The 25,062-nt window shown below is 64.5% G+C and carries 25 protein-coding genes and 5 tRNA genes; 13 read left to right on the forward strand and 17 right to left on the reverse strand.

Features of this window, described 5'->3' with window-relative positions:
* Nucleotides 1-209: 209 nt before the first annotated feature.
* The 3 genes from AC58NV_RS16840 to AC58NV_RS16850 all read left to right on the forward strand — a co-directional run bounded on the left by AC58NV_RS16840 (nt 210) and on the right by AC58NV_RS16850 (nt 1,853).
* The gene (locus AC58NV_RS16840) at nt 210-1,097 is read left to right on the forward strand and encodes an alpha/beta fold hydrolase (RefSeq protein WP_497228160.1); all 888 of its coding nucleotides are present in this window, start codon (nt 210-212) and stop codon (nt 1,095-1,097) included.
* A gap of 89 nt (nt 1,098-1,186) precedes the next feature.
* A complete protein-coding gene (locus AC58NV_RS16845) occupies nt 1,187-1,408 on the forward strand; it encodes a hypothetical protein (protein WP_497228161.1) in 222 nt (73 codons plus the stop codon).
* Nucleotides 1,409-1,469: 61 nt separating this feature from the next.
* Complete coding sequence (locus AC58NV_RS16850) at nt 1,470-1,853, forward strand: DUF4440 domain-containing protein (protein ID WP_497228162.1); 384 nt, start codon at nt 1,470-1,472, stop codon at nt 1,851-1,853.
* 21 nt (nt 1,854-1,874) lie between these two features.
* On the opposite strand, the gene AC58NV_RS16855 is transcribed toward AC58NV_RS16850, so the two are convergent.
* The 5 genes from AC58NV_RS16855 to AC58NV_RS16875 form a co-directional block, all read right to left on the reverse strand.
* The gene (locus AC58NV_RS16855; protein ID WP_497228163.1) at nt 1,875-2,858 is read right to left on the reverse strand and encodes a DUF922 domain-containing protein; all 984 of its coding nucleotides are present in this window, start codon (nt 2,856-2,858) and stop codon (nt 1,875-1,877) included.
* Between the two features lie 119 nt (nt 2,859-2,977).
* Nucleotides 2,978-3,054, reverse strand: a tRNA-Asp gene (locus AC58NV_RS16860).
* A gap of 67 nt (nt 3,055-3,121) precedes the next feature.
* Nucleotides 3,122-3,198 (reverse strand) — tRNA-Asp (locus tag AC58NV_RS16865).
* Between the two features lie 82 nt (nt 3,199-3,280).
* A tRNA-Asp gene (locus tag AC58NV_RS16870) sits at nt 3,281-3,357 on the reverse strand.
* Between the two features lie 200 nt (nt 3,358-3,557).
* Nucleotides 3,558-3,633 (reverse strand) — tRNA-Val (locus AC58NV_RS16875).
* A 237-nt stretch (nt 3,634-3,870) separates the two neighbouring features.
* On the opposite strand from AC58NV_RS16875, the gene AC58NV_RS16880 reads away from it, so the two are divergent.
* Complete coding sequence (locus AC58NV_RS16880; protein WP_497228164.1) at nt 3,871-4,575, forward strand: hypothetical protein; 705 nt, start codon at nt 3,871-3,873, stop codon at nt 4,573-4,575.
* A 31-nt stretch (nt 4,576-4,606) separates the two neighbouring features.
* On the opposite strand, the gene AC58NV_RS16885 is transcribed toward AC58NV_RS16880, so the two are convergent.
* The 4 genes from AC58NV_RS16885 to AC58NV_RS16900 form a co-directional block, all read right to left on the reverse strand.
* A complete protein-coding gene (locus tag AC58NV_RS16885) occupies nt 4,607-5,176 on the reverse strand; it encodes a histidine phosphatase family protein (RefSeq protein WP_497228165.1) in 570 nt (189 codons plus the stop codon).
* A 115-nt stretch (nt 5,177-5,291) separates the two neighbouring features.
* A tRNA-Val gene (locus tag AC58NV_RS16890) sits at nt 5,292-5,366 on the reverse strand.
* 13 nt (nt 5,367-5,379) lie between these two features.
* The gene (locus AC58NV_RS16895; RefSeq protein ID WP_497228166.1) at nt 5,380-5,925 is read right to left on the reverse strand and encodes an HU family DNA-binding protein; all 546 of its coding nucleotides are present in this window, start codon (nt 5,923-5,925) and stop codon (nt 5,380-5,382) included.
* A 133-nt stretch (nt 5,926-6,058) separates the two neighbouring features.
* Nucleotides 6,059-6,514, reverse strand: a complete 456-nt coding sequence (locus AC58NV_RS16900) for an Lrp/AsnC family transcriptional regulator (RefSeq protein WP_174144924.1) — start codon at nt 6,512-6,514, stop codon at nt 6,059-6,061.
* 133 nt (nt 6,515-6,647) lie between these two features.
* Here AC58NV_RS16900 and AC58NV_RS16905 point away from each other — a divergent pair, with 133 nt between their 5' ends.
* The gene (locus AC58NV_RS16905; protein ID WP_497228167.1) at nt 6,648-7,703 is read left to right on the forward strand and encodes a Glu/Leu/Phe/Val family dehydrogenase; all 1,056 of its coding nucleotides are present in this window, start codon (nt 6,648-6,650) and stop codon (nt 7,701-7,703) included.
* A 314-nt stretch (nt 7,704-8,017) separates the two neighbouring features.
* On the opposite strand, the gene lon is transcribed toward AC58NV_RS16905, so the two are convergent.
* The 4 genes from lon to tgt form a co-directional block, all read right to left on the reverse strand.
* A complete protein-coding gene (gene lon, locus AC58NV_RS16910) occupies nt 8,018-10,429 on the reverse strand; it encodes an endopeptidase La (RefSeq protein WP_497228168.1) in 2,412 nt (803 codons plus the stop codon).
* A 236-nt stretch (nt 10,430-10,665) separates the two neighbouring features.
* Nucleotides 10,666-11,310, reverse strand: a complete 645-nt coding sequence (locus AC58NV_RS16915) for a hypothetical protein (protein ID WP_497228169.1) — start codon at nt 11,308-11,310, stop codon at nt 10,666-10,668.
* A 140-nt stretch (nt 11,311-11,450) separates the two neighbouring features.
* Nucleotides 11,451-12,536 carry an alkene reductase gene (locus tag AC58NV_RS16920; RefSeq protein WP_497228170.1) on the reverse strand — a complete coding sequence of 362 codons (1,086 nt, stop codon included), beginning with the start codon at nt 12,534-12,536 and terminating at the stop codon, nt 11,451-11,453.
* Nucleotides 12,537-12,789: 253 nt separating this feature from the next.
* Nucleotides 12,790-13,920, reverse strand: coding sequence for a tRNA guanosine(34) transglycosylase Tgt (tgt, locus tag AC58NV_RS16925; protein WP_497228171.1), 1,131 nt, complete (start codon nt 13,918-13,920; stop codon nt 12,790-12,792).
* Between the two features lie 70 nt (nt 13,921-13,990).
* Between tgt and rimK the strand changes: the two genes are divergently transcribed.
* The 4 genes from rimK to AC58NV_RS16945 all read left to right on the forward strand — a co-directional run bounded on the left by rimK (nt 13,991) and on the right by AC58NV_RS16945 (nt 17,430).
* Nucleotides 13,991-15,397, forward strand: a complete 1,407-nt coding sequence (rimK, locus tag AC58NV_RS16930) for a 30S ribosomal protein S6--L-glutamate ligase (RefSeq protein WP_497228172.1) — start codon at nt 13,991-13,993, stop codon at nt 15,395-15,397.
* Between the two features lie 243 nt (nt 15,398-15,640).
* Nucleotides 15,641-16,531 (forward strand): SPFH domain-containing protein, encoded by an 891-nt coding sequence (locus AC58NV_RS16935; RefSeq protein WP_366659813.1) that lies wholly within the window; start codon nt 15,641-15,643, stop codon nt 16,529-16,531.
* Entirely contained in the window at nt 16,531-16,806 is a 276-nt protein-coding gene (locus AC58NV_RS16940) for an NfeD family protein (RefSeq protein ID WP_497228173.1), read from the forward strand. The genes AC58NV_RS16935 and AC58NV_RS16940 overlap by 1 nt, the downstream gene beginning before the upstream one ends.
* A gap of 177 nt (nt 16,807-16,983) precedes the next feature.
* Nucleotides 16,984-17,430 carry a VOC family protein gene (locus AC58NV_RS16945; RefSeq protein ID WP_497228174.1) on the forward strand — a complete coding sequence of 149 codons (447 nt, stop codon included), beginning with the start codon at nt 16,984-16,986 and terminating at the stop codon, nt 17,428-17,430.
* 59 nt (nt 17,431-17,489) lie between these two features.
* On the opposite strand, the gene AC58NV_RS16950 is transcribed toward AC58NV_RS16945, so the two are convergent.
* Nucleotides 17,490-18,245 carry an outer membrane protein gene (locus AC58NV_RS16950; protein ID WP_497228175.1) on the reverse strand — a complete coding sequence of 252 codons (756 nt, stop codon included), beginning with the start codon at nt 18,243-18,245 and terminating at the stop codon, nt 17,490-17,492.
* A gap of 240 nt (nt 18,246-18,485) precedes the next feature.
* On the opposite strand from AC58NV_RS16950, the gene AC58NV_RS16955 reads away from it, so the two are divergent.
* The 4 genes from AC58NV_RS16955 (at nt 18,486) to tpiA (ending at nt 21,614) form a co-directional block, all read left to right on the forward strand.
* Nucleotides 18,486-18,848 (forward strand): SUF system Fe-S cluster assembly protein, encoded by a 363-nt coding sequence (locus AC58NV_RS16955; protein ID WP_174144936.1) that lies wholly within the window; start codon nt 18,486-18,488, stop codon nt 18,846-18,848.
* 127 nt (nt 18,849-18,975) lie between these two features.
* Nucleotides 18,976-20,199: a glycerophosphodiester phosphodiesterase family protein gene (locus AC58NV_RS16960; protein WP_497228176.1), complete on the forward strand. Its 1,224-nt coding sequence runs from the start codon at nt 18,976-18,978 to the stop codon at nt 20,197-20,199.
* Between the two features lie 166 nt (nt 20,200-20,365).
* A complete protein-coding gene (locus AC58NV_RS16965; protein ID WP_174144938.1) occupies nt 20,366-20,725 on the forward strand; it encodes a HesB/IscA family protein in 360 nt (119 codons plus the stop codon).
* Between the two features lie 139 nt (nt 20,726-20,864).
* Complete coding sequence (tpiA, locus tag AC58NV_RS16970) at nt 20,865-21,614, forward strand: triose-phosphate isomerase (RefSeq protein WP_497228177.1); 750 nt, start codon at nt 20,865-20,867, stop codon at nt 21,612-21,614.
* 209 nt (nt 21,615-21,823) lie between these two features.
* Here the strand turns inward: tpiA and AC58NV_RS16975 are convergent, their stop codons facing one another.
* From AC58NV_RS16975 to AC58NV_RS16985, 3 genes are all read right to left on the reverse strand, one after another.
* Nucleotides 21,824-23,200 carry a TRAP transporter large permease gene (locus AC58NV_RS16975; RefSeq protein WP_497228178.1) on the reverse strand — a complete coding sequence of 459 codons (1,377 nt, stop codon included), beginning with the start codon at nt 23,198-23,200 and terminating at the stop codon, nt 21,824-21,826.
* On the reverse strand, nt 23,200-23,877 hold the full coding sequence (locus AC58NV_RS16980; RefSeq protein ID WP_497228179.1) for a TRAP transporter small permease: 678 nt from the start codon (nt 23,875-23,877) through the stop codon (nt 23,200-23,202). The genes AC58NV_RS16975 and AC58NV_RS16980 overlap by 1 nt, the downstream gene beginning before the upstream one ends.
* A gap of 100 nt (nt 23,878-23,977) precedes the next feature.
* Nucleotides 23,978-24,979 (reverse strand): DctP family TRAP transporter solute-binding subunit, encoded by a 1,002-nt coding sequence (locus tag AC58NV_RS16985; protein WP_497228180.1) that lies wholly within the window; start codon nt 24,977-24,979, stop codon nt 23,978-23,980.
* Nucleotides 24,980-25,062: the final 83 nt, after the last annotated feature.

A 25,062-nucleotide genomic window follows, 5' to 3' on the forward strand; every position in this document is an offset into this window, starting at 1 on the left:
CCCCCCCCCCCCCCCCCCCCCCCCCCCCCCCCCCCCCCCCCCCCCCCCCCCCCCCCCCCCCCCGGGCCCAAGGCTTTGCGGGGCATCTTTGATGCTTTGCAAAGGCGCGGGAGCCCCTCCCCTCGACGCGCAAACGCAGCGGCACACTTGATCCCATGCTGCCCTCAGGGTCCAATCCTCAAAACGCGCCGCCGCAACGGGAGAAGACCATGCCAGCCGCCATCGAGACCGGCACCCTGCAGGTGAACAGCCAGGAGATCGCCTATACCCGGCGCGGCGAAGGGCCGCCGCTTCTCTTGCTGCACGGCTTTCCGCAGACCAAGGAAATGTGGGAGGACACCATCCCCGCCCTCGCCCGGCATTTCACCGTGGTGACGGCGGACCTGCGCGGCTATGGCGCCAGCTCCAAACCCGAGGGCGTGGACGCCATGAGCTTCCGCAATATGGCCGCCGACCAGCTGGCGCTGATGCGGTCACTGGGGTTTCCCCGTTTCCACCTAGCCGGCCACGACCGCGGCGGCCGCACCGCCCACCGGCTGGCGCTGGACGCGCCGGATGCGGTGGCCAGCCTCTCCGTGATGGACATCATCCCGACCCACCTGCTGCTGGATCAGCTGACCCGGCAGGTCGCCCGCGCCTACTACCACTGGTTCTTCCTGGCCCAGCCCGCCCCGCTGCCGGAACGCATGATCGGCGCCGATCCGCAGGCCTATTTCGAAAGCTGCCTGCTGGGCTGGGGCGGCACCTCAATGGCGGACTTCCCGCCCGCAGCCTTGTCCGCCTACCGCCGCGCCTGGGCGGATCCGGCCTGCGTCCATGCCATGTGCAACGACTACCGCGCCGCAATCGAGGCGGACTTTCACGACGACGCCCGCGACCTCAGCCGGCAGGTCCAATGCCCGGCGCTGGTTCTCTATGGCGCAGATGGCGCCATGGCGCGGGCCTATGACGTCGCCGCCACCTGGGCGCCGCGCCTGCATAACATGACCGCGCAAGCCGTGCCGGGCGGGCATTTCTTCATCGACAGCGCCCCGGCCGAAACCGCCGCCGCGCTGCTCGCATTCCTCACCCCGCTGCCGCCCGTCAGCTCGGCTTGACGTTCGTTTTACGCACCCGGTTAAGACTTGCTTATCGCTCTTGCGCTAACGTTACGGCAACGCGCAGCAATAGGCAGACGGAGGCAGAGATGTCACAAAGCAGGTTCAAACGCCCGCCGGGGTTCGAGGGCAACCAGACCGACCCGGAGGAAAGCTACCGCGCCGGTTATCAGCACGGTACAAGGGTGCTGCTGCGCTACCTGGAATCCAACCCCAAGCCCGACCTGGACCGGCTCAAGAAATGGGTGGACGCAGAGCTGACCGACTGGCGCCACGACACCGAGGCGGCACCGAACCCGCCGGTTCTCTGACCGCCCCGCTGCAGCCGCCATACCGCTTGCCTGACCCGTTTCCGGCAGTCAGGCTGGCGTCATGACCCAAGCGATTCTGACAGACGGCCCGCGGCTGGCCGCATTCCTTGCCCTGGAAACCAAGGTCTGGGAGGCGTTGATCGCTGGCGATCCCGAGGCCGACGGGCGGATGCTGACCGAGGACTTCCTGGGCGTCTACCCCAGCGGTTTCTCGGACAAGGCAGGCCATTGCGAACAGCTGCAGGACGGGCCGGTGATGGCGGACTACCGCCTCAGCGATGCGCAGCTGCGCGTCATTTCCGATGGCGCGGTCTTGCTCTCCTACCGCGCCGCCTACTGCCCGGCCGGCAGCCGGGAATGGAAGGAGATGCTGATCTCCTCGCTCTGGGAGAAGCGCGCAGACGGCTGGCTCAACTCCTTCAGCCAGGACACCCCAACCGCCTGACAGGCCGCAAGGAGCCAGGCCTCAGGGATCGTGCGAGGCATCCAGTTCGACCCCCTCCTTCACCCCGTGGTCCGTCTTGCTGTCATAGGCGTCCTGCTTCTTCTGCCACTCCTTCGTCTCGCCCTCCCAGAAACTCTTGAGATCCGCTTTCAGTACATTCTCCGACGCCAGGCTGGCTTCCAGCGCCGCCACGCAATCGGTGAAAATCTTGTGATGGTTGTTCTCATGGGCATAAAGCTTCTTCCACATGGTGTCCCAGCTGCCCTTCTGCCCCTTGTTGCCCTTGCTGTATTCCTTCCACTTGGGCATCGTGATGACCGGCTTGCTGGTCAGCTTGAACTCCTTCACGTGGCCGTCCAGCTGGAAGGTCGCCGAATAGCTGGCATTGGACCGGTAGCGCCCCCAGAAACTGCGTTTATTCAGCGCCTTGAACACCGCTGCGATGGTCTTGCCGCTGACCGAATAGGACACATCCTTGGGCTTCGGGACGGTCTTTTTGAACACCGCCGGATCCGGCGGCACGTCGTCCAGTTTGACCCCCACGGTATGGCCGCCGGTCGTCTTCGACGCATAGCCTTCAACCGCCGACAGCATCGCCGCCTTGGCCTCCTTGAACAGTGCTTTCAGTTCATCCTTCTGCAGCGGTTCTTCACGCGCCTGCATCTTGGCCGCAAACTTCGCCGCCGCTTCCAGCGCCAGATTGTGCAGCGCGGTCAGATACTTCTCCAGCGCCTTTATCATCCGGTCCCATTCGGCCTGCCGGTTCTTGGTGGTCTTGCCGTATTCCGCCCAGGACGGCTGCGTTGCCACCGGCTTGCAGGTCACGGTGATCTGGCTCACCGATTTGTCCTTGGCGAATTTGGGCACGAAGACCGGCGCCGGATCGTAGGTGCCCCAGGCATCCTTCCCGTCCAGAATGTCCCGCAACCCGTCAATGTCGGTGGCTGAAACCTTGTAAGGTTTTTTAGATGGCTTCGGCAGCTTGACCTTCACGTCGACACCCATCGCCTGCCCCCTTCTCTAAAATACACACAACAATACGCAGGCAGCCGCCAGCCGCCGCAGAGCGAGGGTATCACAGGCGGGCCTGGGCGATGAGGATTTCTGAGAATGCTAGGAGAAAGTGGCGCGGTTGACGGGGCTCGAACCCGCGACCCCCGGCGTGACAGGCCGGTACTCTAACCAACTGAGCTACAACCGCGCATGGGCCTTTCGGCTATGGTCCCCGTCCGGGGCGGTCCCTGAAGCGCCAGGGCGGCGGGCGAAAGTGGCGCGGTTGACGGGGCTCGAACCCGCGACCCCCGGCGTGACAGGCCGGTACTCTAACCAACTGAGCTACAACCGCATTTTCGCCTTGCGGCGGACCGTCTCCGATCCAGTTCCCCTCCGGGGCGGTCCCTCTTCAGCCCCGGGACGGGGCGCAGCAGTGGCGCGGTTGACGGGGCTCGAACCCGCGACCCCCGGCGTGACAGGCCGGTACTCTAACCAACTGAGCTACAACCGCCCGCTGCACATCCGGCATCGCTGCTGAATGTTGGGCTGTAATATTCTCCGCCCCCGGCACCGTCAAGCGGTGTTTTGCCTTTTTCCGGACTTTCCCGGAAAAAAATGACAAGCGCCGGATAACACACTGAAACAGAACCAAAAACGCGCCGTTCACGCTGCCGCGCGCCCGCTGCTTAGACTATCTTACCTGAGGGGGGATGGTGGGTCGTGAGAGGCTCGAACTCCCGACATCTTCGGTGTAAACGAAGCGCTCTACCAACTGAGCTAACGACCCGATGAGCGGGGATTTAGACAATGGCGCCGGACTGCGCAAGGGGGCGGGCAGAAGTTTTTTCACTTTCCGGCGCCACCTGTCCCGGACGATGCAGGGCAGCCGGGCAACACTTGGCCGCTGCCAAAGGGCGGCAGGTTCAAGCCATTTGCCAAGCTGCGCCGCGAAGGGATAGCAATCTGCGCAACCGGCCCGGAAACAGCAGAGGCCGGAAGCGCTTACACGACCGGAGCAGTATCTATGAAACGCCTTTTCAGCGCAGCCTGCGCAGCCGCAGCCCTGGCCGGCAGCCTGCAAGCTGCGGAAATCACCGGCGGCAGTTTTGAACTGTCCGCCTCAGCCTTTGCCGATGACACTGACTATGCCCGCACTGCCGTTGGCGGCGGCGTGGAACTGGGCTTCTCCCGCAGCTTCTCCACCCAGCTCGACTTGTTTTATGCCGATTTCAACCTGACGGACCTGGAAGGGGCAAATGCCACCCTGCACGGCATCACCCATGTCAGCAACACCACCTCGCTGGGCCTGTTCTACGGCATCGAGGAAACCGGCAGGGATGAATATGACTTCTATGGTATCGAAGCCGGGCATGAATTCGGGTTTGCCGACGCGGAGTTCTACCTGGGCGAAGGCGACGACGGCGCGATTTCCGGCACCATCGCCGGTGTTGCTTTCCGCAGGGAGGTCAACAGCCAGTTCACCGTCGGCGCAGGCCTCGACCACTTGGATCTGGGCAATATCGAGCTCACCAGGATCGCCGCCAGCGCGCAGTATGACGTTGGCAAAGGCGCCAGGTTCTACGGCGAACTTGGCTCATTGAATGCCGAAGCACAGAACCTGTCCGGCAACGAGGTCTTTGCCGGCATCGGCTTCAGGTGGGACTTTGGCGCCAACCGCGGCACCACCTTTGGCCGCCGCGGCCTGGTGAACAAACTGCCCGGCCTCTGACCCTGCCCGGGCCGCAGCCAGGCGGCCCGCGCTACTCCAGGACCGTCTCCACCCCGTTTTCCAGCACATAGACGCAGCCCTGCCCGTTCGGCAGCGCTGCCATCCGGTCGCGGCTCAGGCCGCAAACGATGCCGCGCATCACCTGCCCCAAGAGCCCATGCGCCACCACCACCGACGGGCCGGTCAGCGATTGCATGAAATCAAGGATGCGGGCATGGAAACTGCCGTACCCCTCGCCGCCCGGCGCTTCGCAGAACAGGTCCAGATTACGCGGGTTGGCCCCGTAGATGCCCGGATACCCTGCTGCCACCTCCTCCAGCGTCATGCCCTGAAACGCCCCGGCATAGGCCTCAGCCAGACGCGGGTCGGTCACGAAAGGCGCACCGCCCAGGGCAATATCCGCGGTCTGCTGCGCCCGGCCCAGGGGCGAGGCAAAGCAATCCGGGCCTTGCGCCATGACCGGCGCCATCAGCACGGCCTGGCGGCGGGCGTGCTCCACCCCCAGGGGCGTCAGCGGCGATTCCAGCTGTCCCTGGATGCGGCGCTCTGCATTCCATTCGGTCTGCCCGTGCCGCAGCAGCCAGATTTTCGGAAATTGCATAATGTGCCCCCCTGCCCGGTTCCTCAGGCAAAGTGGTAACGCCGCAGGACCGCGGGAGGAACCCCGGAAAAGCAAAAGGCGCTCGACCTTTTCAGGGAGCGCCTTCCGGAATTGATGGTGGGTGATAAGAGATTTGAACTCCTGACATCTTCGATGTGAACGAAGCGCTCTACCACTGAGCTAATCACCCGTGAGGCAGGCTTTTAACTGTCCGGTGCGGGCTCCGCAAGAGGGTCACTGGAAGATTTTTGCTCTTCGCCCGCATTTTCTCCGGCGGCGTTATTTGCTGCACCGGCGGCGGCCGGCGGCTGGCGCAGCTTGCAGACAAACACGGTGCCGTTGCTGCGTTCCTGGCTGCGGTTGATGCGCAGCTTGCCAAAGGGTTTCAGGTTCAGCTCGCGCCCCTCGGCCACCGCCTCGCCCAGCAGCGCCAGAACCGCCTCGACCACCGGTTTGGCGTCCTTCTTCTTGACGCCGGACCGTTCGACGGCCCGTTCGACCAGTTCCTTCTTGGCCAGTTCCGGTGCCGGCACCACCGGTGCGGCGGCCGCAACGACAACCGGTTCCTGGGCGGCAGGTGCCGCCGCCGCGACTGCTGCAGCCTTGCGGGGATGCGGCTTCGCCGCCGCCGACTTTGCGGCAGACGCCTTCGCGGCCCCTGCCGGCAGCGTGCCCGTCTTGCGTGCCGCCGGTTTGCGTGTGCCGGATGTGCGCCCGGATGTTCTGCTTTTGCTGGTTGCCCGTGCCATTCTCTGCCCCTTTTGCTGGTTTTTCTGCCCGCCCTGATCCTGCGCCTTCAGTCCTCCCGGGGACCGGAAACCGCGCGGACGGGCTTGTCCTGTGCAATCAGCCTAGCACAGGCTCCCGGCGCCCGTGAACCGTTCAGCAGGACGGCAGCGCGTCACGGCGAATCATCGTGCGCAGGGTAAAGCTGGAGCGGGTGTTGCGGATGCCCGGAACCCGCATCAGCCGGTCCTCCAGAAAACGGTCGAAATCCGGCAGGTCCTCCGCCACCACCCGCAGCAGGATATCGCGGGTGCCGGTCATCAGATAGCACTCCATCACCTGGTCGAACTTGCGCACCGCCTTTTCAAAGGCTTGCAGCGCGTCGGTGGATTGCCGCTCCAGTTCCACCGCCACAAAGATCGTCACCGGCAGCCCCAGCTTGGCCTGGTCCACCCGCGCCGAATAACCGCTGATCACCCCGCTTTCCTCCAGGTTGGCAACCCGGCGCGCGCAAGGGGTGGCCGAGAGACCGACCATCTCCGACAATTCGGAAATCTTCAGCCGCCCGTTGCGCTGAAGCGCGGCGACAATCTTGCGGTCAATCGAATCCATGGAGCTTTCCCCTAAGTCAGGCGGATTTCAGGGCAGTTTATCACCAAACTCCTCCGCCCCGGCAGGCCTTTTTGGTGAAAACCGGCGTTTGCGCGCTGGTATTATCGGATAAAGTTTTGGAGGAGCTATCCAGATGACAGTGACCGCCGTGGCCTCTGCCACCCATGAAGAGATCTACCGCGTCGAGGAGCCCTCTGCGGGTCTCCTCGGCTTCATTGCCGTGCATTCCACCCAGCTCGGCCCGGCGGCCGGCGGCCTGCGCATGCGCCCCTACGCCAGCGAAGACGAAGCCCTGACCGACGTCAAGCGCCTCAGCGAGGGCATGACCTACAAGAATGCGGCCGCAGGGCTGACCCTGGGCGGCGGCAAGGCGGTGATCATCGGGGATCCGGCCAAGGACAAATCGCCGGAGCTGCTGCGCGCCTTTGCCCGCGCCATCGAGAGCCTGGACGGCCGTTACATCACCGCCGAGGACATGGGCATGAGCCCCGCCGACATGGCCGTCCTGGCCGAGGAAACCCGGTTCGTGGCCGGCCTCGCCGACGGCGAGTTCGCCAGCGGCGACCCCTCGCCGATCACCGCCCGCGGCATCTTCAACGCAATCCGCACCGCCCGCGCCCACAAGCACGGCAGCCGCGATCTGGGCGGCGTCACCGTGTCGGTGCAGGGCCTGGGCCATGTCGGCTGGTATCTCTGCCAGTTCCTGCACGAGGCCGGCGCCAAGCTGGTGGTCACCGACATCGACGAAAGCCGCGTGGAGCAGGCGATTGCCGAATTCGGTGCCCAGGCGGTGCCGCTGGCGGATATCTACGGCGCCGAAGCTGACGTCTTTGCCCCCTGCGCCATCGGCGGCATCCTGAACGCCGGGACCATTCCGCAGCTGAAGGCGGATATCGTCGCGGGCGGCGCCAACAACCAGCTGGCCACCGCCGCGGACAGCGCCGCGCTGCATGCCCGCGGCATCCTCTACGCGCCCGATTTCGTCGCCAACGGCGGCGGCATCATCAACGTCGCGACCGAGATCCAGAAGATCAAGGACCGCGAAGGCTTTGTCGCCGACAAGCTGCAGGCGCTGGATGAAACCATGGCAGCGATCCTGAGCCAGGCCAAGGCGGCGGATGTCAGCCCGGCAGAAATGGCGATCGCCACCGTGCAGGCGAAGATGGCGGGCGCCAGCAAGGCTGCCTGACCCTTCCCGCCTGCAGGGCTGCGGGGGCCTCCCGCACCCGCACGGCGCCCGGCCTGCGGCCGGGCCCCATCCGGATTTTGGGCCCGGCGGCCTCCCTTCCCCCCCCCCGCGCCGCACCGCAGGTGCGGCGCCATGCCCAACCGCAGCGGCGGTGCTGAAAGCGCTGCCAGCAGCGGGCGGGAGAACCTGTGCCCGCACTCGCAGCCAAACAGGAACACACGCCCCGGAAAGAAGGGCGAGAACGGAAGAGAGAACTGAAAAGGGCGGCCCCCTCGGACCGCCCTTTCCCTTTGTCTTCCTTCCTGATCAGCGGATCAGTGCGCGGTGGCGCTTGCGCCCTCGCCGGAGCCTTTCAGCGCCGACTTGGCTGCTGCGGCTTCTTCCGCCGCCTCATCCCATTCGATGGGTTCGGGCTTGGACACCAGCGCGTGCTCCAGAACCTCGGAGACATGGCTGACGGGGATGATTTCCAGCCCCTCCTTCACGTTGTCCGGAATTTCCGGCAGGTCCTTTTCGTTCTCCTGCGGGATCAGCACCGTCTTGATGCCGCCGCGCAGGGCCGCCAGCAGCTTCTCCTTCAGCCCGCCGATCGCCAGCGCGTTGCCGCGCAGGGTGACCTCGCCGGTCATCGCAATGTCCTTGCGCACCGGGATCTGGGTCAGCACCGAAACGATGGAGGTGACCATCGCCAGGCCAGCCGAGGGGCCGTCCTTGGGCGTCGCGCCTTCCGGCACGTGCACGTGGATGTCCCAATGGTCGAACTTCGGCGGCTTGATGCCCAGTTTCGGCGAGACCGAGCGCACATAGCTGGACGCCGCCTCGATCGATTCCTTCATCACGTCGCCCAGCTTGCCGGTGGTCTTCATCCGGCCCTTGCCGGGCAGCCGCAGCGCCTCGATCGACAACAGCTCGCCGCCGACAGAGGTATAGGCCAGTCCGGTGACAACACCCACCTGGTCCTCCTTCTCGGCCAGGCCGAAGCGGAACTTGGGCACGCCCAGGAACTCGTCGAGGTTGTCCGGCGTGACGGTCACGCTGTCGGCCTCTTTCTTGACGATCTTGGTCAGCGACTTCCGTGCCACCTTGGCGATCTCGCGCTCCAGGTTCCGCACGCCCGCCTCGCGGGTGTAGGTGCGGATCATCTCGGTCACCGCCGCCTCGGTCAGCTCGAACTCCTTGGCCTTCAGGCCGTGGTTCTTCACCTGCTTGGAAATCAGGTGCTGCTTGGCGATCTCGCGCTTCTCGTCCTCGGTGTAGCCGGACAGCGGGATGATCTCCATCCGGTCCAGCAGCGGCCCGGGCATGTTGTAGCTGTTCGAGGTGGTCAGGAACATCACGTTCGACAGGTCGTATTCCACCTCCAGGTAGTGATCCATGAAGGTGTTGTTCTGTTCCGGATCCAGCACCTCCAGCATTGCCGAGGCCGGGTCGCCGCGGAAATCCTGGCCCATCTTGTCGATTTCATCGAGCAGGATCAGCGGGTTGGTGGTCTTCGCCTTTTTCAGCGCCTGGATGATTTTACCGGGCATCGAGCCGATGTAGGTGCGTCGGTGGCCGCGGATCTCGGACTCGTCGCGCACGCCGCCCAGCGAGATGCGGATGAACTCGCGGCCGGTCGCCTTGGCAACCGATTTGCCCAAGCTGGTCTTACCCACGCCCGGCGGGCCGACGAGGCAGAGGATCGGCCCCTTCAGCTTGGCCGAGCGCTGCTGCACCGCCAGATACTCGACGATCCGCTCCTTGACCTTCTCCAGGCCATAGTGATCCGCATCCAGGATCTCCTGCGCCTTGTTCAGGTCTTTCTTGACGCGGGACTTGTTGCCCCACGGGATCGACAGCATCCAGTCAAGGTAGTTGCGCACGACGGTGGCTTCCGCCGACATCGGCGACATGTTCTTGAGCTTCTTCAGCTCCGCATCCGCCTTTTCGCGCGCCTCTTTCGACAGCTTGGTGGCGGCGATCTTCTCTTCCAGCTCGGCGATTTCGCCTGCGCCTTCCTCGCCGTCGCCCAGCTCCTTCTGAATGGCCTTCATCTGCTCATTCAGGTAGTACTCGCGCTGGGTCTTCTCCATCTGGGATTTGACGCGGGTCTTGATCTTCTTCTCGACCTGCAGGACCGACATTTCACCCTGCATCAGGCCATAGACCTTCTCCAGCCGCTCGCTGACGGAGAGCGTCTCCAGCAGTTCCTGCTTGCGGTCCACCTCGATGCCCAGGTGGCCGGCAACCAGGTCGGCCAGCTTGGCCGGTTCGGCGGTTTCACCGACGGCAGACAGCGCCTCTTCGGGGATGTTCTTGCGCACTTTGGCATAGCGCTCGAACTCATCGCCGACGGTGCGCACCAGCGCCTCGGTGGTGGTGACGTCGCCCGGCATCTCGCCCAGCTCTTCGGCCTTCGCCTCGAAGAAGTTGTCGTTCTCCAGGAACTCGGTGATCTTCACCCGGCTCTGGCCCTCGACCAGCACCTTGACGGTGCCGTCGGGCAGTTTCAGCAGCTGCAGCACATTGGCCAGCACGCCGACGCTGTAGATGCTATCGGTTTCGGGATCGTCCTCGGAGGGGTCGATCTGGCTCGACAGCAGGATCTGCTTGTCGTCCGCCATCACCTCTTCCAGGGCGCGCACCGATTTTTCCCGGCCCACGAACAGCGGCACGATCATGTGGGGGAACACCACGATGTCGCGCAGCGGCAGGACTGGGTAGGAGGAATTGAGTGGCTCTTGCATACTCGGTCCTTTGGTTAGGCAAGACGGCCCGGCCCCGGTATTGGCAGCTTTGGCCCGTCTCCTCATTGGATGTCTTTACTTGGTGGGGCGGCTCTGGGTTTTCAACCGCGGCACCTCAAGGCTGGGGCTCACCTTGCCCGCTGCGCGCCGGGACCACAAGGGCGCAAATGCAGGAAGGGTGAGCAAATAATGAAGGCCGCGCCGGGGTGGTCCTGTGGATAACTCCGCCGCACCGATCAACGCCGCAGCAGCGTGATCAGGCCGCGCTCCAGCCGCCCGCCCGGCCCGGTTTCACGGTAGGTTCCGCTCATCCGGGACTGGTCAACCAGGAACAGGCGGATGTCCTGCCGCAGCGTCTCGCCGGTGCCGGAATCGCGCTCCGCCAGCAGGTTCAGCCGCAGCAGCTGATCCGCGCCGCAGGGCAGCGCCCCCAGTGCCAGCTCATCCAGAAAAACCTCCGTGCCGTCGGCCAGATCGCCGCGGCCGACGCTTTCGGCCCGAAGTCCCGTACCGGGCTTCACCGGCGCCCGGTCCTCGACCCCGATGGGCAGAAACCCCAAGGCGGCTGAATCCGCCACCAGCCGCCCGTTGCGGAATCCCAGCAGCAGCACTTCGCCGGTGCGCTGCGGCAACGGCACCATCTCGATGCGCCCGCCGGCGGTCTGCGCGATTTCCCCCGGCCCCTTCTGCACGACCCACTGCCCGCGCAAGGCCGCTGAGCCGCCCTTGATCAGTTCATCCAGGGAAATCCGGCAGCCATCCAGCGGCGGTGCCTTGAAAAAGCTTGAAGCCTCCGCCAGCGAGCCCGGCGCGGTCTGCGCCAGCGCCAGCGGAGCGGCGCCCAGCAGGACCGCAACTGCCAATGCACGTCTCCAGATCATCGCGGTCCTCCGGGTTTTGGCGCGAGGATAGCGGACCAGGTCTTCATAACAGGTGAACGGGCCGCATGGCCCGCCGCATTGGCATCGGCGGCCGGGCGTGTGCTGCCCGGCCGCCGCCCCCTGGTCAGAATGGAAGCGGGTTACTCGGCCGCCACCTGCTCCAGCGCCGGGTAATCGGTATAGCCCTCATCTCCGCCGCCATAGAAGGTTTCCGGATTGCCTTCGTTCAGCGGCGCGTCTGCTGCCAGCCGGTCCACCAGATCCGGGTTGGCGATGAAGGGCCGGCCGAAGGCCACGAGGTCCGCCTCGCCGGATGCCGTCCGCGCCAGCGCGGTTTCACGGTCATAGCCATTGTTGGCCATGTAGGTGCCTGTATAGAGCTTGCGCAGCGCCTCGAAGTCACCGTCACGGGCGCCGCCGGTCTCCCCTTCGACCATGTGCAGATAGGCCAGGCCATAGCTGTTCAGACGCTGGATGAGCCGCGTGTAAAGCCCCGCGGGATCGCTGTCCGAGACATCATTGAAAGTGGCAAAGGGCGACAGGCGCAGGCCAACACGGCCGGCTTCCCAAACCGTCAGCAGCCCGTCGAGAATTTCGAAAACGATCCGGGCGCGGTTTTCCGGCGATCCGCCATAGGCATCGGTACGGGTGTTCACCCCGTCCTTCAGGAACTGCTCCAGCAGATAGCCGTTGGCCGCATGCAGCTCGACACCGTCAAACCCCGCGTCCTTGGCGTATTTCGCGGCCTGAACATAGTCGGCGACCACCCGCTGAATGCCTTCTGCGCTCAGCGCCTGCGGCTTGGCGGTCGGCACAAAGCCTTCATGGGTGAAGGTCTGGGCCTCTGCCGCGGCATCGGTGGAGGACACCGCCGCAGTGCCCTCGGGCAGAAGCGAGTCATGCGTGATCCTCCCGACATGCCACAGCTGAATGACAATCTTGCCGCCCTTTGCATGGACCGCATCGGTGACCTTGCGCCAGGCCGCGGCCTGCGCCGCGGTGTGGATGCCCGGGGTCTGGATATAGCCCTTGCCCTCGGGGCTGATCTGGCTGCCTTCGGTGATGATCAGGCCGGCGCCCGCCCGCTGGGCATAGTATTCCGCATGCCGGTCCAGCACTTCGCCTGTCTGGTCGTCAGCCCGGTTGCGGGTCAGCGGCGCCATGACGATGCGGTTTTTCAGCTCGATTGCACCAGCAGTGCTGGCGGAAAACAATTCTTGGCTCACGGGGATATCCCTCCGGTCAAAGTTTCCAGCAACAGGAATGTTGCCCGAAAGGAGCTGTGCATCCCGCCGCCGCCTTTCAACCCTCCAGTCTCAGGAATGTTGACTGCGGGCGGATTTTTCCCCGGCCCGTGCAGCTGACGCCCCCGGAAACCGGCAAAAAATCCTGCGCAGTCAGGATGTTAAAAGGCCGCCCCAAAGGGCGGCCCATGCATCGTTCACAAAAAGATGTGCGCCAGCCGCTGGCCTGCAAAGGTCACAACCGCTCGATATCGCCCTGCGCGCGGGTGTCGTGGAAGTCCTTCTGCCAGGCCTCGAATGTCCCGGCGGCAATCGCATCCCGCATGCCCTGCATAATCTCCTGGAAATAGTGCAGGTTGTGCCAGGTCAGCAGCATCCCCGAGATCATCTCGTTCGAGCGGAACACATGGTGCAGATAAGCGCGGGAGTAGTTCGAGCACGCCGGGCAGCTGCAATGCTCATCCAGCGGCCGCGGGTCGTCCTGGTGGCGGGCGTTCTTGATGTTCACGACGCCGTAGCGGGTGAACGCCTGCCCGGTGCGGCCGGACCGCGACGGCAGCACGCAGTCCATCATGTCGATACCGCGGGCCACGGCGCCGACGATGTCGTCGGGCTTGCCCACCCCCATCAGATAGCGCGGCTTGTCCTCCGGCAGGAAACCGGGGGCGTAATCCAGGCAGTCGAACATCGCCTGCTGTCCCTCGCCCACTGCCAGGCCGCCCACCGCGTAGCCCTCGAACCCGATCTTCTTCAGCGCCTCGGCGCTTTCCTCGCGCAGGTCCTGCTCCAGCCCGCCCTGCATGATGCCGAACAGCGCATGGCCGGGCCGGTCGCCGAACGCCTCGCGGCTCCGCTCCGCCCAGCGCATCGACAGCCGCATCGACTCGGCAATCCGGTCGCGCTCCGCAGGCAGCGCCGGGCATTCGTCGAAACACATCACGATATCACTGCCCAGCAGCCGCTGGATCTCCATCGACCGTTCCGGCGTCAGCTCATGCTTGGAACCGTCGACGTGGCTCTTGAAGGTCACACCCTTCTCGGTGAGCTTCCTGAGCCCCGCCAGCGACATCACCTGGAAGCCGCCGCTGTCGGTCAGGATCGGGCGCTCCCAGTTCATGAACTTGTGCAGGCCGCCCAGCCGGTCGATCCGCTCCGCCGTCGGGCGCAGCATCAGGTGGTAGGTATTGCCCAGCAGGATGTCGGCCCCGGTGGCGCGCACGCTTTCCGGCATCATCGCCTTGACCGTTGCGGCCGTCCCAACCGGCATGAAGGCAGGGGTGCGGATGTCGCCGCGCGGCGTATGGATGACGCCGGTGCGCGCTTTCCCGTCCGTTGCTTTCATTTCGAAGTTGAAAAGGGTAGCCATATCGTATTCCTGCGCTTCTCTGCCGCAAATCCGCCGCGGCGATTCCCCCTAATGCCAAGGAGCCCCGCGTATGTCCACAGCCGACCCTGCACCGCAATTGAAACTCGGCTGGGAAGAATGGGTCAGCCTGCCGGACCTGGGGCTGCCTGCGCTGCGGGTCAAGGTCGACACCGGCGCCCGCACCTCGTCGCTGCACGCCACCGGGATCGAAACCTTCGGGCCGCAAAAGGCGCCCAAGGTGCGCTTCATGGTGCACCCGATTCCGGGTCAGTACGACCTGGAAATCCCCTGCTCCGCGGTGATCAAGGACCGCCGCGAGGTGACGTCGTCCAACGGCGAAAGCGAGATGCGCTACGTGATCGAAACGCCGATTGAGATCGGCGGCCAATCCTGGCCGGTGGAACTGACGCTGACTGACCGGCGCGGCATGGCCAAGCACATGCTGCTGGGCCGCCAAGCGCTGACCGAGAACGTGACCGTGGTGCCCGGCGAGCGTATGTGCCAGCCGGAGCTGGATTATTCCGTCTATGCCTCTGCCAACATCCGCAAGTCCGCCCCCAAACGCGCCCTGCGCATCGCCGTCCTCAGCCGTGAGGACAATTATTCCACCCGCCGCCTGGTGGAAGAAGGCGAAAGCCACGGCCACACGGTGGAGGTGATCAACACCACCCGCTGCTACATGGCGCTGAACGCGCTGGCGCCGGAAATCCATTATGACGGCAAGCGCCTGCCCCGCTACGACGCGGTGATCCCGCGCATCGGCGCCTCTGTCACCCAGTACGGCACCGCGCTGCTGCGCCAGTTCGAAACGCTGGGCACTTTCTGCGTCAACGGCTCCGAGGGCATCACCGCCAGCCGCGACAAGCTGCACGCGCATCAGATCCTGGCGCGCCACAAGATCGGCATGCCCGCCACCGCCTTTGCCGCCTCGCCCAAGGACACCGGCAGCCTGATCCAGATCGTCGGCGGCGCGCCCCTGATCGTGAAGCTGCTGGAAAGCACCCAGGGCAAGGGCGTGGTGCTGGCCGAAACCAAGAAAGCCGCGGAAAGCGTCATCACCGCCTTCCGCGGCCTCAAGGCAAACTTCCTGGTGCAGCAGTTCGTCAAGGAAGCCGCAGGCGAGGACATCCGCTGCTTCGTGGTCGGCTCCAAGGTGGTCGCCTCGATGAAACGTTCCGGCGCAGAGGGCGACTTCCGCTCCAACCTGCACCTTGGCGGCAGCGCCGAGGCGGTCCGCATCACCAAGGAGGAACGCGCCACCGCGGTGCGCGCCGCCAAGGCCTTCGGCCTCAATGTGGCGGGCGTCGATCTCTTGCGCTCGGAAACCGGCCCCAAGGTGCTGGAGGTGAACTCCTCCCCCGGGCTGGAAGGGATCGAGAAAACCTCGTCCAAGAACATTGCTGGCCTGATCTATGCCGAGATCGAGAACCGGGTGCGCCCGGCGCCGCTGCGTCGGCTGAAACCCACCAGCAGCTGACGGCACACAGCAGGCCCATCCGGGCTTGCCAGCCTGCTTTTCCGGGCGTCATATACACCCGTAACATCTTGAAACCGCCGCTGCCGGAACTCATTTGTATACCATTGCACACAACGGGGCCTATCATTGAACAAGGCCAAGACACCTGGCGCACAGCCCCCGTCCGGCGGGCCGCCGGATCCGGGCGTCCAGGCTGCGCCCGCCGCCGCTGCGGCCCCCGCTGAACAACCAAAGGAAATTTACATGACCGAAGACCTGATCCTCGACCTCCTGTCCGGCAATATCCTTTATTTGCTGGGGGCCGTGCTGCTGATCATCGTGATCCTGAAGGGGATCAAGATCGTGCCGCAGTCGGAGAAATACGTGGTCGAACGCTTTGGCCGCCTGCATTCGGTGCTGGGGCCGGGCATCAACTTCATCGTGCCTTTCCTCGACGTGGCCCGCCACAAGATCTCGATCCTGGAGCGCCAGCTGCCGAACGCCACCCAGGACGCCATCACCAAGGACAACGTGCTGGTGCAGATCGACACCTCGGTGTTCTACCGCATCCTTGAGCCGGAAAAGACCGTCTACCGGATCCGCGACGTCGATGGCGCCATTGCCACCACCGTGGCCGGCATCGTGCGCGCCGAGATCGGCAAGATGGACCTGGATGAGGTGCAGTCGAACCGGGCCCAGCTGATCACCCGCATCCAGGAAGCGGTTGAGACCGCGGTGGACGACTGGGGCATCGAGGTGACCCGCGCCGAAATCCTGGACGTGAACCTGGACCAGGCCACCCGCGACGCGATGCTGCAGCAGCTCAATGCCGAACGCGCCCGCCGGGCGGAGGTCACCAAGGCCGAGGGCCAGAAACGCGCGGTCGAGCTGCAGGCCGATGCAGAGCTTTATGCGGCTGAGCAGACCGCCAAGGCCCGCCGCATCCAGGCCGAGGCCGAGGCCTATGCGACCCAGGTGGTGGCCAAGGCAATTGCCGAAAACGGGCTTGAGGCGGCGCAGTACCAGGTGGCGCTGAAACAGGTGGAATCACTCAATGCGCTCGGCAACGGCGACGGCAAGCAGACCATCGTCGTTCCCGCCCACGCGCTGGAGGCCTTCGGCAATGCCTTCAACCTGCTGAAAGGAGGCAAGTGATGGACACCCCCTTCTGGGCTCTCTGGTGGGTTTGGGGCGCCGGCGCGCTGGCGCTGGCGATCCTCGAGGTGCTGGTGCCGGGCTTCGTGTTCCTCGGCTTTGCCATCGGCGCCGCGGTGGTGGCCCTGCTGCTGCTGGCCGGCGCCGGCATCAGCCTGCCGCCGCTGCTGCTGATCTTCGCGGCGCTGTCACTGGCGGCCTGGCTGGTCATGCGCAAGTTCTTCGCCCTGCCCAAAGGCCAGGTGAAGACCTTCAACCACGACATCAACGATTGATCCTGCCGCCTTCCATGCCGGGTATGCTTGCGCAGCAAACCCGGCATTCGCTGCCTCCGCTCCGGTGGAGGCCCTTGGGACCGCACCGGGCCGCCTGAAACGCTGAAATCCAGGACGGCTTGCACCAGCGCAGCAATCCCGTTTGAATGACCGGACCATTGGAAGGGAACTCGCAGGATGATTGCCTATGTCACGGTCGGAGCGGATGACATCGCGCGTGCAAAGGAATTTTACTCCGCCATCCTGCCCGCCCTCGGTTACGGACTGGAGGAAGGGCCTGAAGGGTTAAGCTACGCACTGTCGGCCGCACCCGGCCAGTCTCCCGTTTCACCTGACTTCTACGTCAAGCCAACCTTTGACGGACACGCGGCCTCGGCCGGCAATGGCTCTATGGTCGCCTTCGAGGCGCGCAATCAGAAACAGGTTCGCACCCTTCACGCCGCCGCGCTTGCCGCCGGCGGCTCCTGTGAGGGCCCGCCCGGATTTCGCGCCGCTTACGGGCCCCGGTTCTATGTTGGCTACCTTCGCGACCCGCAAGGCAACAAGATCGCGCTTTTCTCCAGCAATCCGAACGAGCCGGGGCGAGACGGAAAACGCGGGCTGCACAGATGGCCTGAAGGATGAAAGGAACGGCGGCTGAGGGCAATCCGGCCTGCAGACAACACTAGGCCCTGCGCCCCGCCTCAGAACCGGAACCCCACCCCCGCCAGCAAACTATGCGTCACCGCATCATGGCGGAAGAAACTGGCGGTGCCGCGGGTGCCCTCCTCGTACTCCACCCCCAGTCCGCGGTACATGACGTAGATCGAGGCCCGCTCCCAGCGGTCATAGATCACCCCGCCCATTGCCGACCAGCTCTCATCGGAATCGCCGCCCAGGCCGATGTCTGCCTCCAGCGCCAGGCTGATGTCATCCGACAGGCGGCGCTCCCAGCGGAAGCCCGCAACCGGGTCGGTCCAGTCGGCGCCGCGCCGCAGGGTGGCGCCGGTCAAGGCGGCGGTCACATCCACATCCCAGTGGCGCAGCCCCCCGAACACCTCGAACCGGTTGCGCCCCTGGCCGAACCGGTAGGCCACCACCGCCTCGCCCAGGTTCTGGTCATAGCGCACGGAAGCCGGTCCCGTATCGGCTGCCCCGTCGGCATCGGCATCCAGTATCGAATACCGCAGCCGGAACCCGAAATTGCTGCTGTGAAACCCCTCGAACTGCAGCATCCCCCCTGCACGCAGCTGGTCGAAGGCATCGCCGGCATCGATCTCGACATCGCCGCCGGCGAGGCCCAGTTCGGTGGTGCTGTCGATCGAGGGGGCAAGGACAAAGGGTGTCAGCTGCCACTGCCAGTTGTCCTGGGCGCCGGTCGGCGCGGCGGGTGTCAAAACCGCAGCGGCCGCCAGCAAAATGCGTGCGAAAGCGCGATGGACTGCAGTCAGCTCAGGCATGGCTCCTCCCCGGACCCGCCCAGACCTCTCCTCGGCCGGCAATTGGATACCGGTCCGCTGCAGCCTGGCAGCCTTCACAAAAACATTATGGGGAAACCACAACTTAGCGCGAATCCGGGCGCAAATCAAATATTGACATTGCAGAACAGGCATATCTTCGGCGCCTTAGCGCCCGCCGCCTCTGGACGCCGGGGCGCTTATTTCCTATATAAATCGTCGGATAATAGAACCGGGATCCTCATGACCAACCCTGCCGAACCGCTCGAAGGCGCCCCGCTGATCGCGCCCTCCTCCGTCAGCCACCCGCTGTACGAAGCTGTGACCGATGCCTGCCGCACCGTCTATGACCCGGAAATCCCGGTGAACATTTACGAGCTGGGCCTGGTCTACACCATCGACATCAATGACGAGAACGACGTGAAGATCATCATGACCCTGACCGCGCCGGGCTGCCCGGTGGCAGGCGAGATGCCGGGCTGGCTGGTCGATGCGGTGTCTCCGGTGCCGGGCGTCAAGAGCGTCGATGTCGAACTCACCTGGGAGCCGCCCTGGGGGATGGAAATGATGTCCGACGAGGCGCGCCTCGAACTGGGCTTCATGTAGGGTCCTAACCCTAAGCACCGCACCAGTTGTCATGGGAATTTGATGCGCCCGTCATACGGGCGCAATCCGGCTGTTACATTCGCGCGGTTATCTCGGCGCAAATTTTGACCAACCGGAGAATTTTCCAATGCGCCTTGCTCTGCCCGCGGCAGCTGCCCTGCTTGTGTCCACCGCCGCCTTTGCCGGCAATCCCCCGGCTGCGGCGGATGCGGGCCTCAGCTACGGCCCCCGCCCCGCTTATCTGATCTCCAAGCTGCCCGAGGGCGCGCTGAAGGAGAAGCTGCAGTCCTGCCTGGGCCAGACGCCGCAGCGCACGGATTTCTCCATCGGCCACCGCGGCGCGCCGCTGATGTTCCCGGAGCACACCGTCGAATCCAACATCGCCGCCGCCCAGATGGGCGCAGGCATCCTGGAATGCGACGTCACCTTCACCAAGGATCTGGAGCTGGTCTGCCGCCACGCCCAGAACGACCTGCACACCACCACCAACATCCTGACCTCACATCTGGCAGACACCTGCGTCACCCCGTTCACCCCGGCGGACGGAGAGACGCCCGCCAACGCCGAATGCCGCACCTCTGAAATCACCCTGGCTGAGTTCCGCACCCTGCAGCCCAAGATGGACAGCGCCAACAAGACGGCCCTGACCGCCGCGGCCTATCAGGGCGGCACCGCGGACTGGCGCTCCACCCTGTTTGCCAGCGACGCGATCAGCATGACCCACTCGGAATCGATCGAGCTGTTCAAATCCCTTGGCGCCAAATTCACACCGGAGCTGAAGTCCCCTGCAGTGGAGATGCCCTTCAACGGCTTCTCCCAAGCTGATTACGCGCAAAAGCTGATCGACGAATACAAGGCCGCCGGCATCCCCGCCTCGGACGTCTGGGCGCAAAGCTTCAACCTGGACGACGTGCTCTACTGGATTGAAAACGAACCGGAATTCGGCAAGCAGGCAGTGTTCCTCGATGCCAGCTACGACCTCGAAGGCTTCGACCACAATAACCCGGACACCTTCCCGCATGACTTTGCCGCGCTGCACGCCAAAGGCGTCAACTACATCGCGCCGCCGATGTGGATGCTGGTCACCTCTGAAAACGGCAGGATCGTCCCCTCCGCCTACGCCAAGGCCGCCAAGGCAGCCGGCCTCAAGCTGATTACCTGGACCCTGGAACGCTCCGGCCCGCTGGCTTCCGGCGGCGGCTGGTACTTCCAGTCGGTTGCGGACCTCACCACGGACGACAGCATGTATTACCAGCTCCTGGATGTGTTGGCCCAGGATGTGGGGGTTCAGGGCGTGTTCTCCGACTGGCCCGCCACCACCACCTATTACGCGAACTGCATGGGGCTCTGACCACCGTCCCCCCTATGACGGACCCCATCACCGGCCGCCTCCCTGCCCAGGAGGCGGCCTCTTTTAATTCTGCATATCGGTTATATCTTATGCTTCCCCGTCGCATCCGGGGTTGAGCCGCCCCCGCACCCATCCTAGATAACAGGGGAAGCGCAAGGAGACATACATGTTCGGCATTCCCGGCAAACAGGCGGTGACCATGACGCCCAAGGCTGCGGCCCAGATCGCCAGGCTGATGGAAAAGGACGGCCGCGCCGGCCTGCGCATCGGCGTCAAGAAGGGCGGCTGCGCGGGCATGGAATACACCATGGAATACGTCGACCAGGCCGACCCCAATGACGAGGTGGTGGAACAGGACGGCGCCCGCATCCTGATCGCGCCGATGGCGCAGATGTTCCTGTTCGGGACTGAGATCGACTATGAGGTGACGCTCCTGGAAAGCGGCTTCAAGTTCAACAACCCCAACGTCGCCGAGGCCTGCGGCTGCGGCGAGTCGATTTCCTTCAAGGAAGCGCCCGGCACCTAAGCGGGGGCTTCAGCGAAGATAACACCGGGCGGGGCTTTTCCCGCCCTTTTGCATTTCTGACCGGCGCGCAAGCGAATTGCGCCGCCCCGCCGCCGGTGCTACCAGTCACGCCCAAACAGGACATTCGGAGGCACTCCCCATGCGGCGGAAACTGGCAGCAGGCAATTGGAAGATGAACGGCACCGGCGAAAACCTCGCTGAACTGGCGGCCCTGGCTGAAAGCCACCGCGCCCCCGCCGCCGATATCCTGATCTGCCCGCCCGCCACCCTGCTGTCGCGCGCCGCGGACACCGCCCGGGGCAGCGCCGTCGCCATCGGCGGCCAGGACTGCCACGCAAACGCCTCCGGCGCCCACACCGGCGATCTGTCGGCCGCCATGCTCAAGGACGCAGGCGCCTCTGCCGTGATCCTCGGCCACTCCGAACGCCGCGCCGACCACGGCGAAACCGACGCCCAGGTCTGCGCCAAGGCCGAAGCCGCCATCGCAGAAGGCCTCACCGCCGTGATCTGCATCGGCGAAACCCTGGCGGAACGCGAAGCCGGCGACACCCTCAAGGTTGCAGGCACCCAGCTTGCCGGCTCCGTCCCGGCCTATGCCACGGGCGAAAATACCGTGATCGCCTATGAGCCGGTCTGGGCCATTGGCACCGGCAAGGTGCCGACACTGGAGCAGATCGCCGAGGTCCACGATTTCCTGCGCGCCGAGCTCACCAGCCGTTTCGGCGCTGAGACCGCGGACAGCATCCGCCTGCTCTACGGCGGCTCGGTCAAGCCGTCCAACGCCGCGGAAATCTTCGCCGTCTCCAACGTCGACGGCGCGCTTGTGGGTGGCGCCAGCCTCAAGGCCGCGGATTTCTCCCCGATCATCGCCGCGCTGGAAACCAGCTGACCGGCGCGCTGCGGCGCGGGATTCGGATTTGAGTATTTTCCGGAAAGATGAAGCCAATCAGTTTTCTTCTTTGCCTAAATACTCCGGGGTGAATTGGCCAAGGGCCAAGAGGGGCAGCGCCCCTCTGACAATCAAACCTGCGGGGCAGCGCCACTGCCCTGAAACGAAAAATGCCCCGGTTTCCCGGGGCGTTTTCTTTTCGCTCAAAGCTACTTCGTTATGATCTCCGGCCCCATCACCGCGTTTGGCAGCACGGTGGACAGCCAGGGCACATAGGTGATCAGGATCAGGAACACGAACAGCACCGCCAGGAACGGCAGCGCCGCGCGCACCACCCCCATCATCGGCATCCCCGCAACACCCGAGGTCACGAACAGGTTCAGGCCCACCGGCGGGGTGATCATGCCGATCTCCATGTTCACCACCATGATGATGCCCAGGTGGATCGGGTCTATGCCCAGCTCGATGGCAATCGGGAACACCAAGGGCGCCACGATGACCAGCAGGCCCGAGGGCTCCATGAACTGGCCGCCGATCAGCAGGATCACGTTGACGACAATCAGGAACATCACCGGCCCGAAACCCGCCGACAGCATCGCATTGGCGATATGCTGCGGCACCTGCTCATCGGTCAGCACATGCTTCAGGATCAGCGCGTTGGCGATCACGAACAGCAGCGTCACGGTCAGCTTGCCCGCCTCGAACAGCGTGTGCTTGGTATCGCTGTGGAAGAAGGCCGTGACCAGCGCATAAGGCTTCTTGATCAGCGGCGTCTTGGCCTCGCCCTCGCCGTTCGACAGCGGCCCCATGTCCTTGTAGACGAAGCTCGCGATCAGGAAGGCATAGACCGCCGCCACCGCCGCCGCTTCGGTCGGAGTGAAGATGCCGCCATAGATGCCGCCCAGGATGATCACGATCAGGAACAGCCCCCAGCCGGCTTCACGGCCAGAGGTGATGATCTCGCCCCAGCCCTTCCACTCGCCCTTGGGCAGGTTCTTGACCTTGGCCATCACATAAATGGTGACCATCAGGAACAGACCGGCCAGCAGGCCCGGAATGACACCCGCCAGGAACATCCGCCCGACAGAGACTTCCACAGCCGCCGCATAGACCACCATCACAATCGACGGCGGGATCAGAATGCCCAGGGTGCCTGCGTTACAGATCACACCGGCTGCGAACTCCTTGGTGTAGCCCACCTGCCGCATGCCTGCGATCACGATGGAACCAATCGCCACCACGGTTGCAGGCGACGACCCGGACAGCGCGGCAAACAGCATACAGGCAAAGACACCCGCAATCGCCAGACCGCCCGGCAAATGGCCGACACAGGCGATGGAGAAGCGGATGATCCGCCGCGCCACGCCGCCGGTCGTCATGAAACTGGAGGCCAGGATGAAGAACGGGATCGCCAGCAGGGTGAAATGCCCCTCGAAGGCTTCAAACAGCGTGCCTGCGACAGAGGCCAGCGAGCTGTCGGAGTAGATCAGCAGAAAGATGGTCGAGCTGAGGCCCAGCGACACCGCAATCGGCACCCCGATCAGCAACAGGCCGATCACCATCGCAAAGAGGATTACCACTTCCATCAGTCATGCTCCCCGCGCTGCGCCTGCACTTCTGCAATTTCGTCTTCGACCTCGTGGCTGGCGACCAGCCGGTCGGCCTCACCGCGGGCTATCTGGAACGCCGCCTGGATGAAGCGGAACACCAGGAGCAGCATCGACACCGGCAGCACCACATACGGCACCACCTTCGGCAGCTTCTCGTAAGCATCGCCGTAGTTGATCAGGTCCTCCAGGAACTTGAACACCGCCACCATCGGCACGTCCTGCACCTCATAAAAGCTCTGGCTGCGCGCCTTCATGTCGAACCCGGTCGGGAACCAGCGGCCCGAGGTGGGCGGCAGGTCGGCAAAGACCGCCCAGTAGTCATAGGCGCCCTTCAGCAAGAGCAGCGAAAACACGATGCAGCAGCCGGCGGCAAACAGGCCCACCGCCTTGCGCGCGCCGGGCGACAGCATGTTGACAATTGCATCGACGCCCAGATGCGCATGGGTCTTCACCGCGTAAGACGCGCCCAAGAGCACCAGCCAGGCAAACAGGAACACGGTCAGTTCCAGCGCCCATAGAATGTTGGAATTGAACACGAAGCGCGCGATCACATTGGCGAAGGTAATCGCCTTCATCAGCCCCAGAAGGAGCGCGATCAGGGTTTCTTCGAGTGAATTGATAAGCCCGCTCGGGCCGGTTCTGGACCCCGCCATGGCTGCCTCCCAAGTTTTGCGGAAAGGGGTGCAGGCGGCGGATCCCCGCGCCGCCCGCGGTCAGGAGGCCCCTCAAGCGGGCCTCCCGGGCAGGCCTGTCTTACAGGCCCGCGTTGATGGCTTGCGCCGCGTCGATCTTCTCCTGGCCGACGTCGCCTGCGAATTTCTCCCAGACCGGCTTCATCGCCTCGACCCAGGCCGCGCGCTGCTCAGGGGTCAGCTCGCGCACCACGCCGCCTGCGTCGATGATCGCCTGGCGTGCTTCGCCGTTCACCTTAGTCGACTCAGCGTTGCGGGTGGCAGTCACCTCGTTGAGGATGGTCAGGAACTGGTCGCGCACTGCCGGATCCAGGCTGTCCAGCCAGTCAACGGAGGTCACAACCAGGTAATCCAGCGCGCCGTGGTTGGTCTCGGTGATGCCGTCCTGCACCTCAAAGAACTTCTTGCCGTAGATGTTGGACCAGGTGTTCTCCTGCCCGTCCACAACGCCCTGCTGCAGCGCGCCGTAAACCTCGGAGAACGCCATTTTCTGCGGGCTGCCGCCAATCGCTTCCATCTGCGCCACCAGCACGTCAGAGGACTGCACGCGGAACTTCAGCCCGTTGGCATCTTCCGGCGCCACCAGCGGCTTGTTCGCCGACATCTGCTTCATGCCGTTGTGCCAGTAGGCCAGCCCCTGCAGGCCGCGGCGCTGCATCGAGTCCAGCATCTCCTGGCCGGTCTCGGAGGCCTGGAAGGCATCCACGGCCTCGATGCTCTTGAACATGAACGGCAGGTCGAACAGGCGGAACTGCTTGGTGAACTTCTCGAACTTCGAGAGGGACGGCGCGGCCAGCTGCACGTCGCCCTGCAGCATCGCTTCCAGCACCTTGTTGTCGTTGTACAGCGTGGAATTCGGATAGACCTCCAGGCACATGGTGCCATTCATCTCCTCGTTCACACGCTTTTCCAGCAGCGCGGCGGCAATCCCCTTGGGGTGCTTGTCGGTGTTGGTGACGTGGCTGAACTTCACCACGATCTCGCCGTCGTCGCAGGCCGCGCTTGCGGCGCCTGCGGTCACAGCCAGAGCCAGTGCGGCGGCAGTAGTGGTCAGGAATTTCATGGTCTTCTCCTCCCAGAAAAATCGTCTGTAAATCCGATGGTGCACTCAGCGCAGGGCTGAGGCCTGGCAAGAGCATCCCAAGT

The organism is Leisingera sp. ANG49 (genome assembly GCF_059694505.1).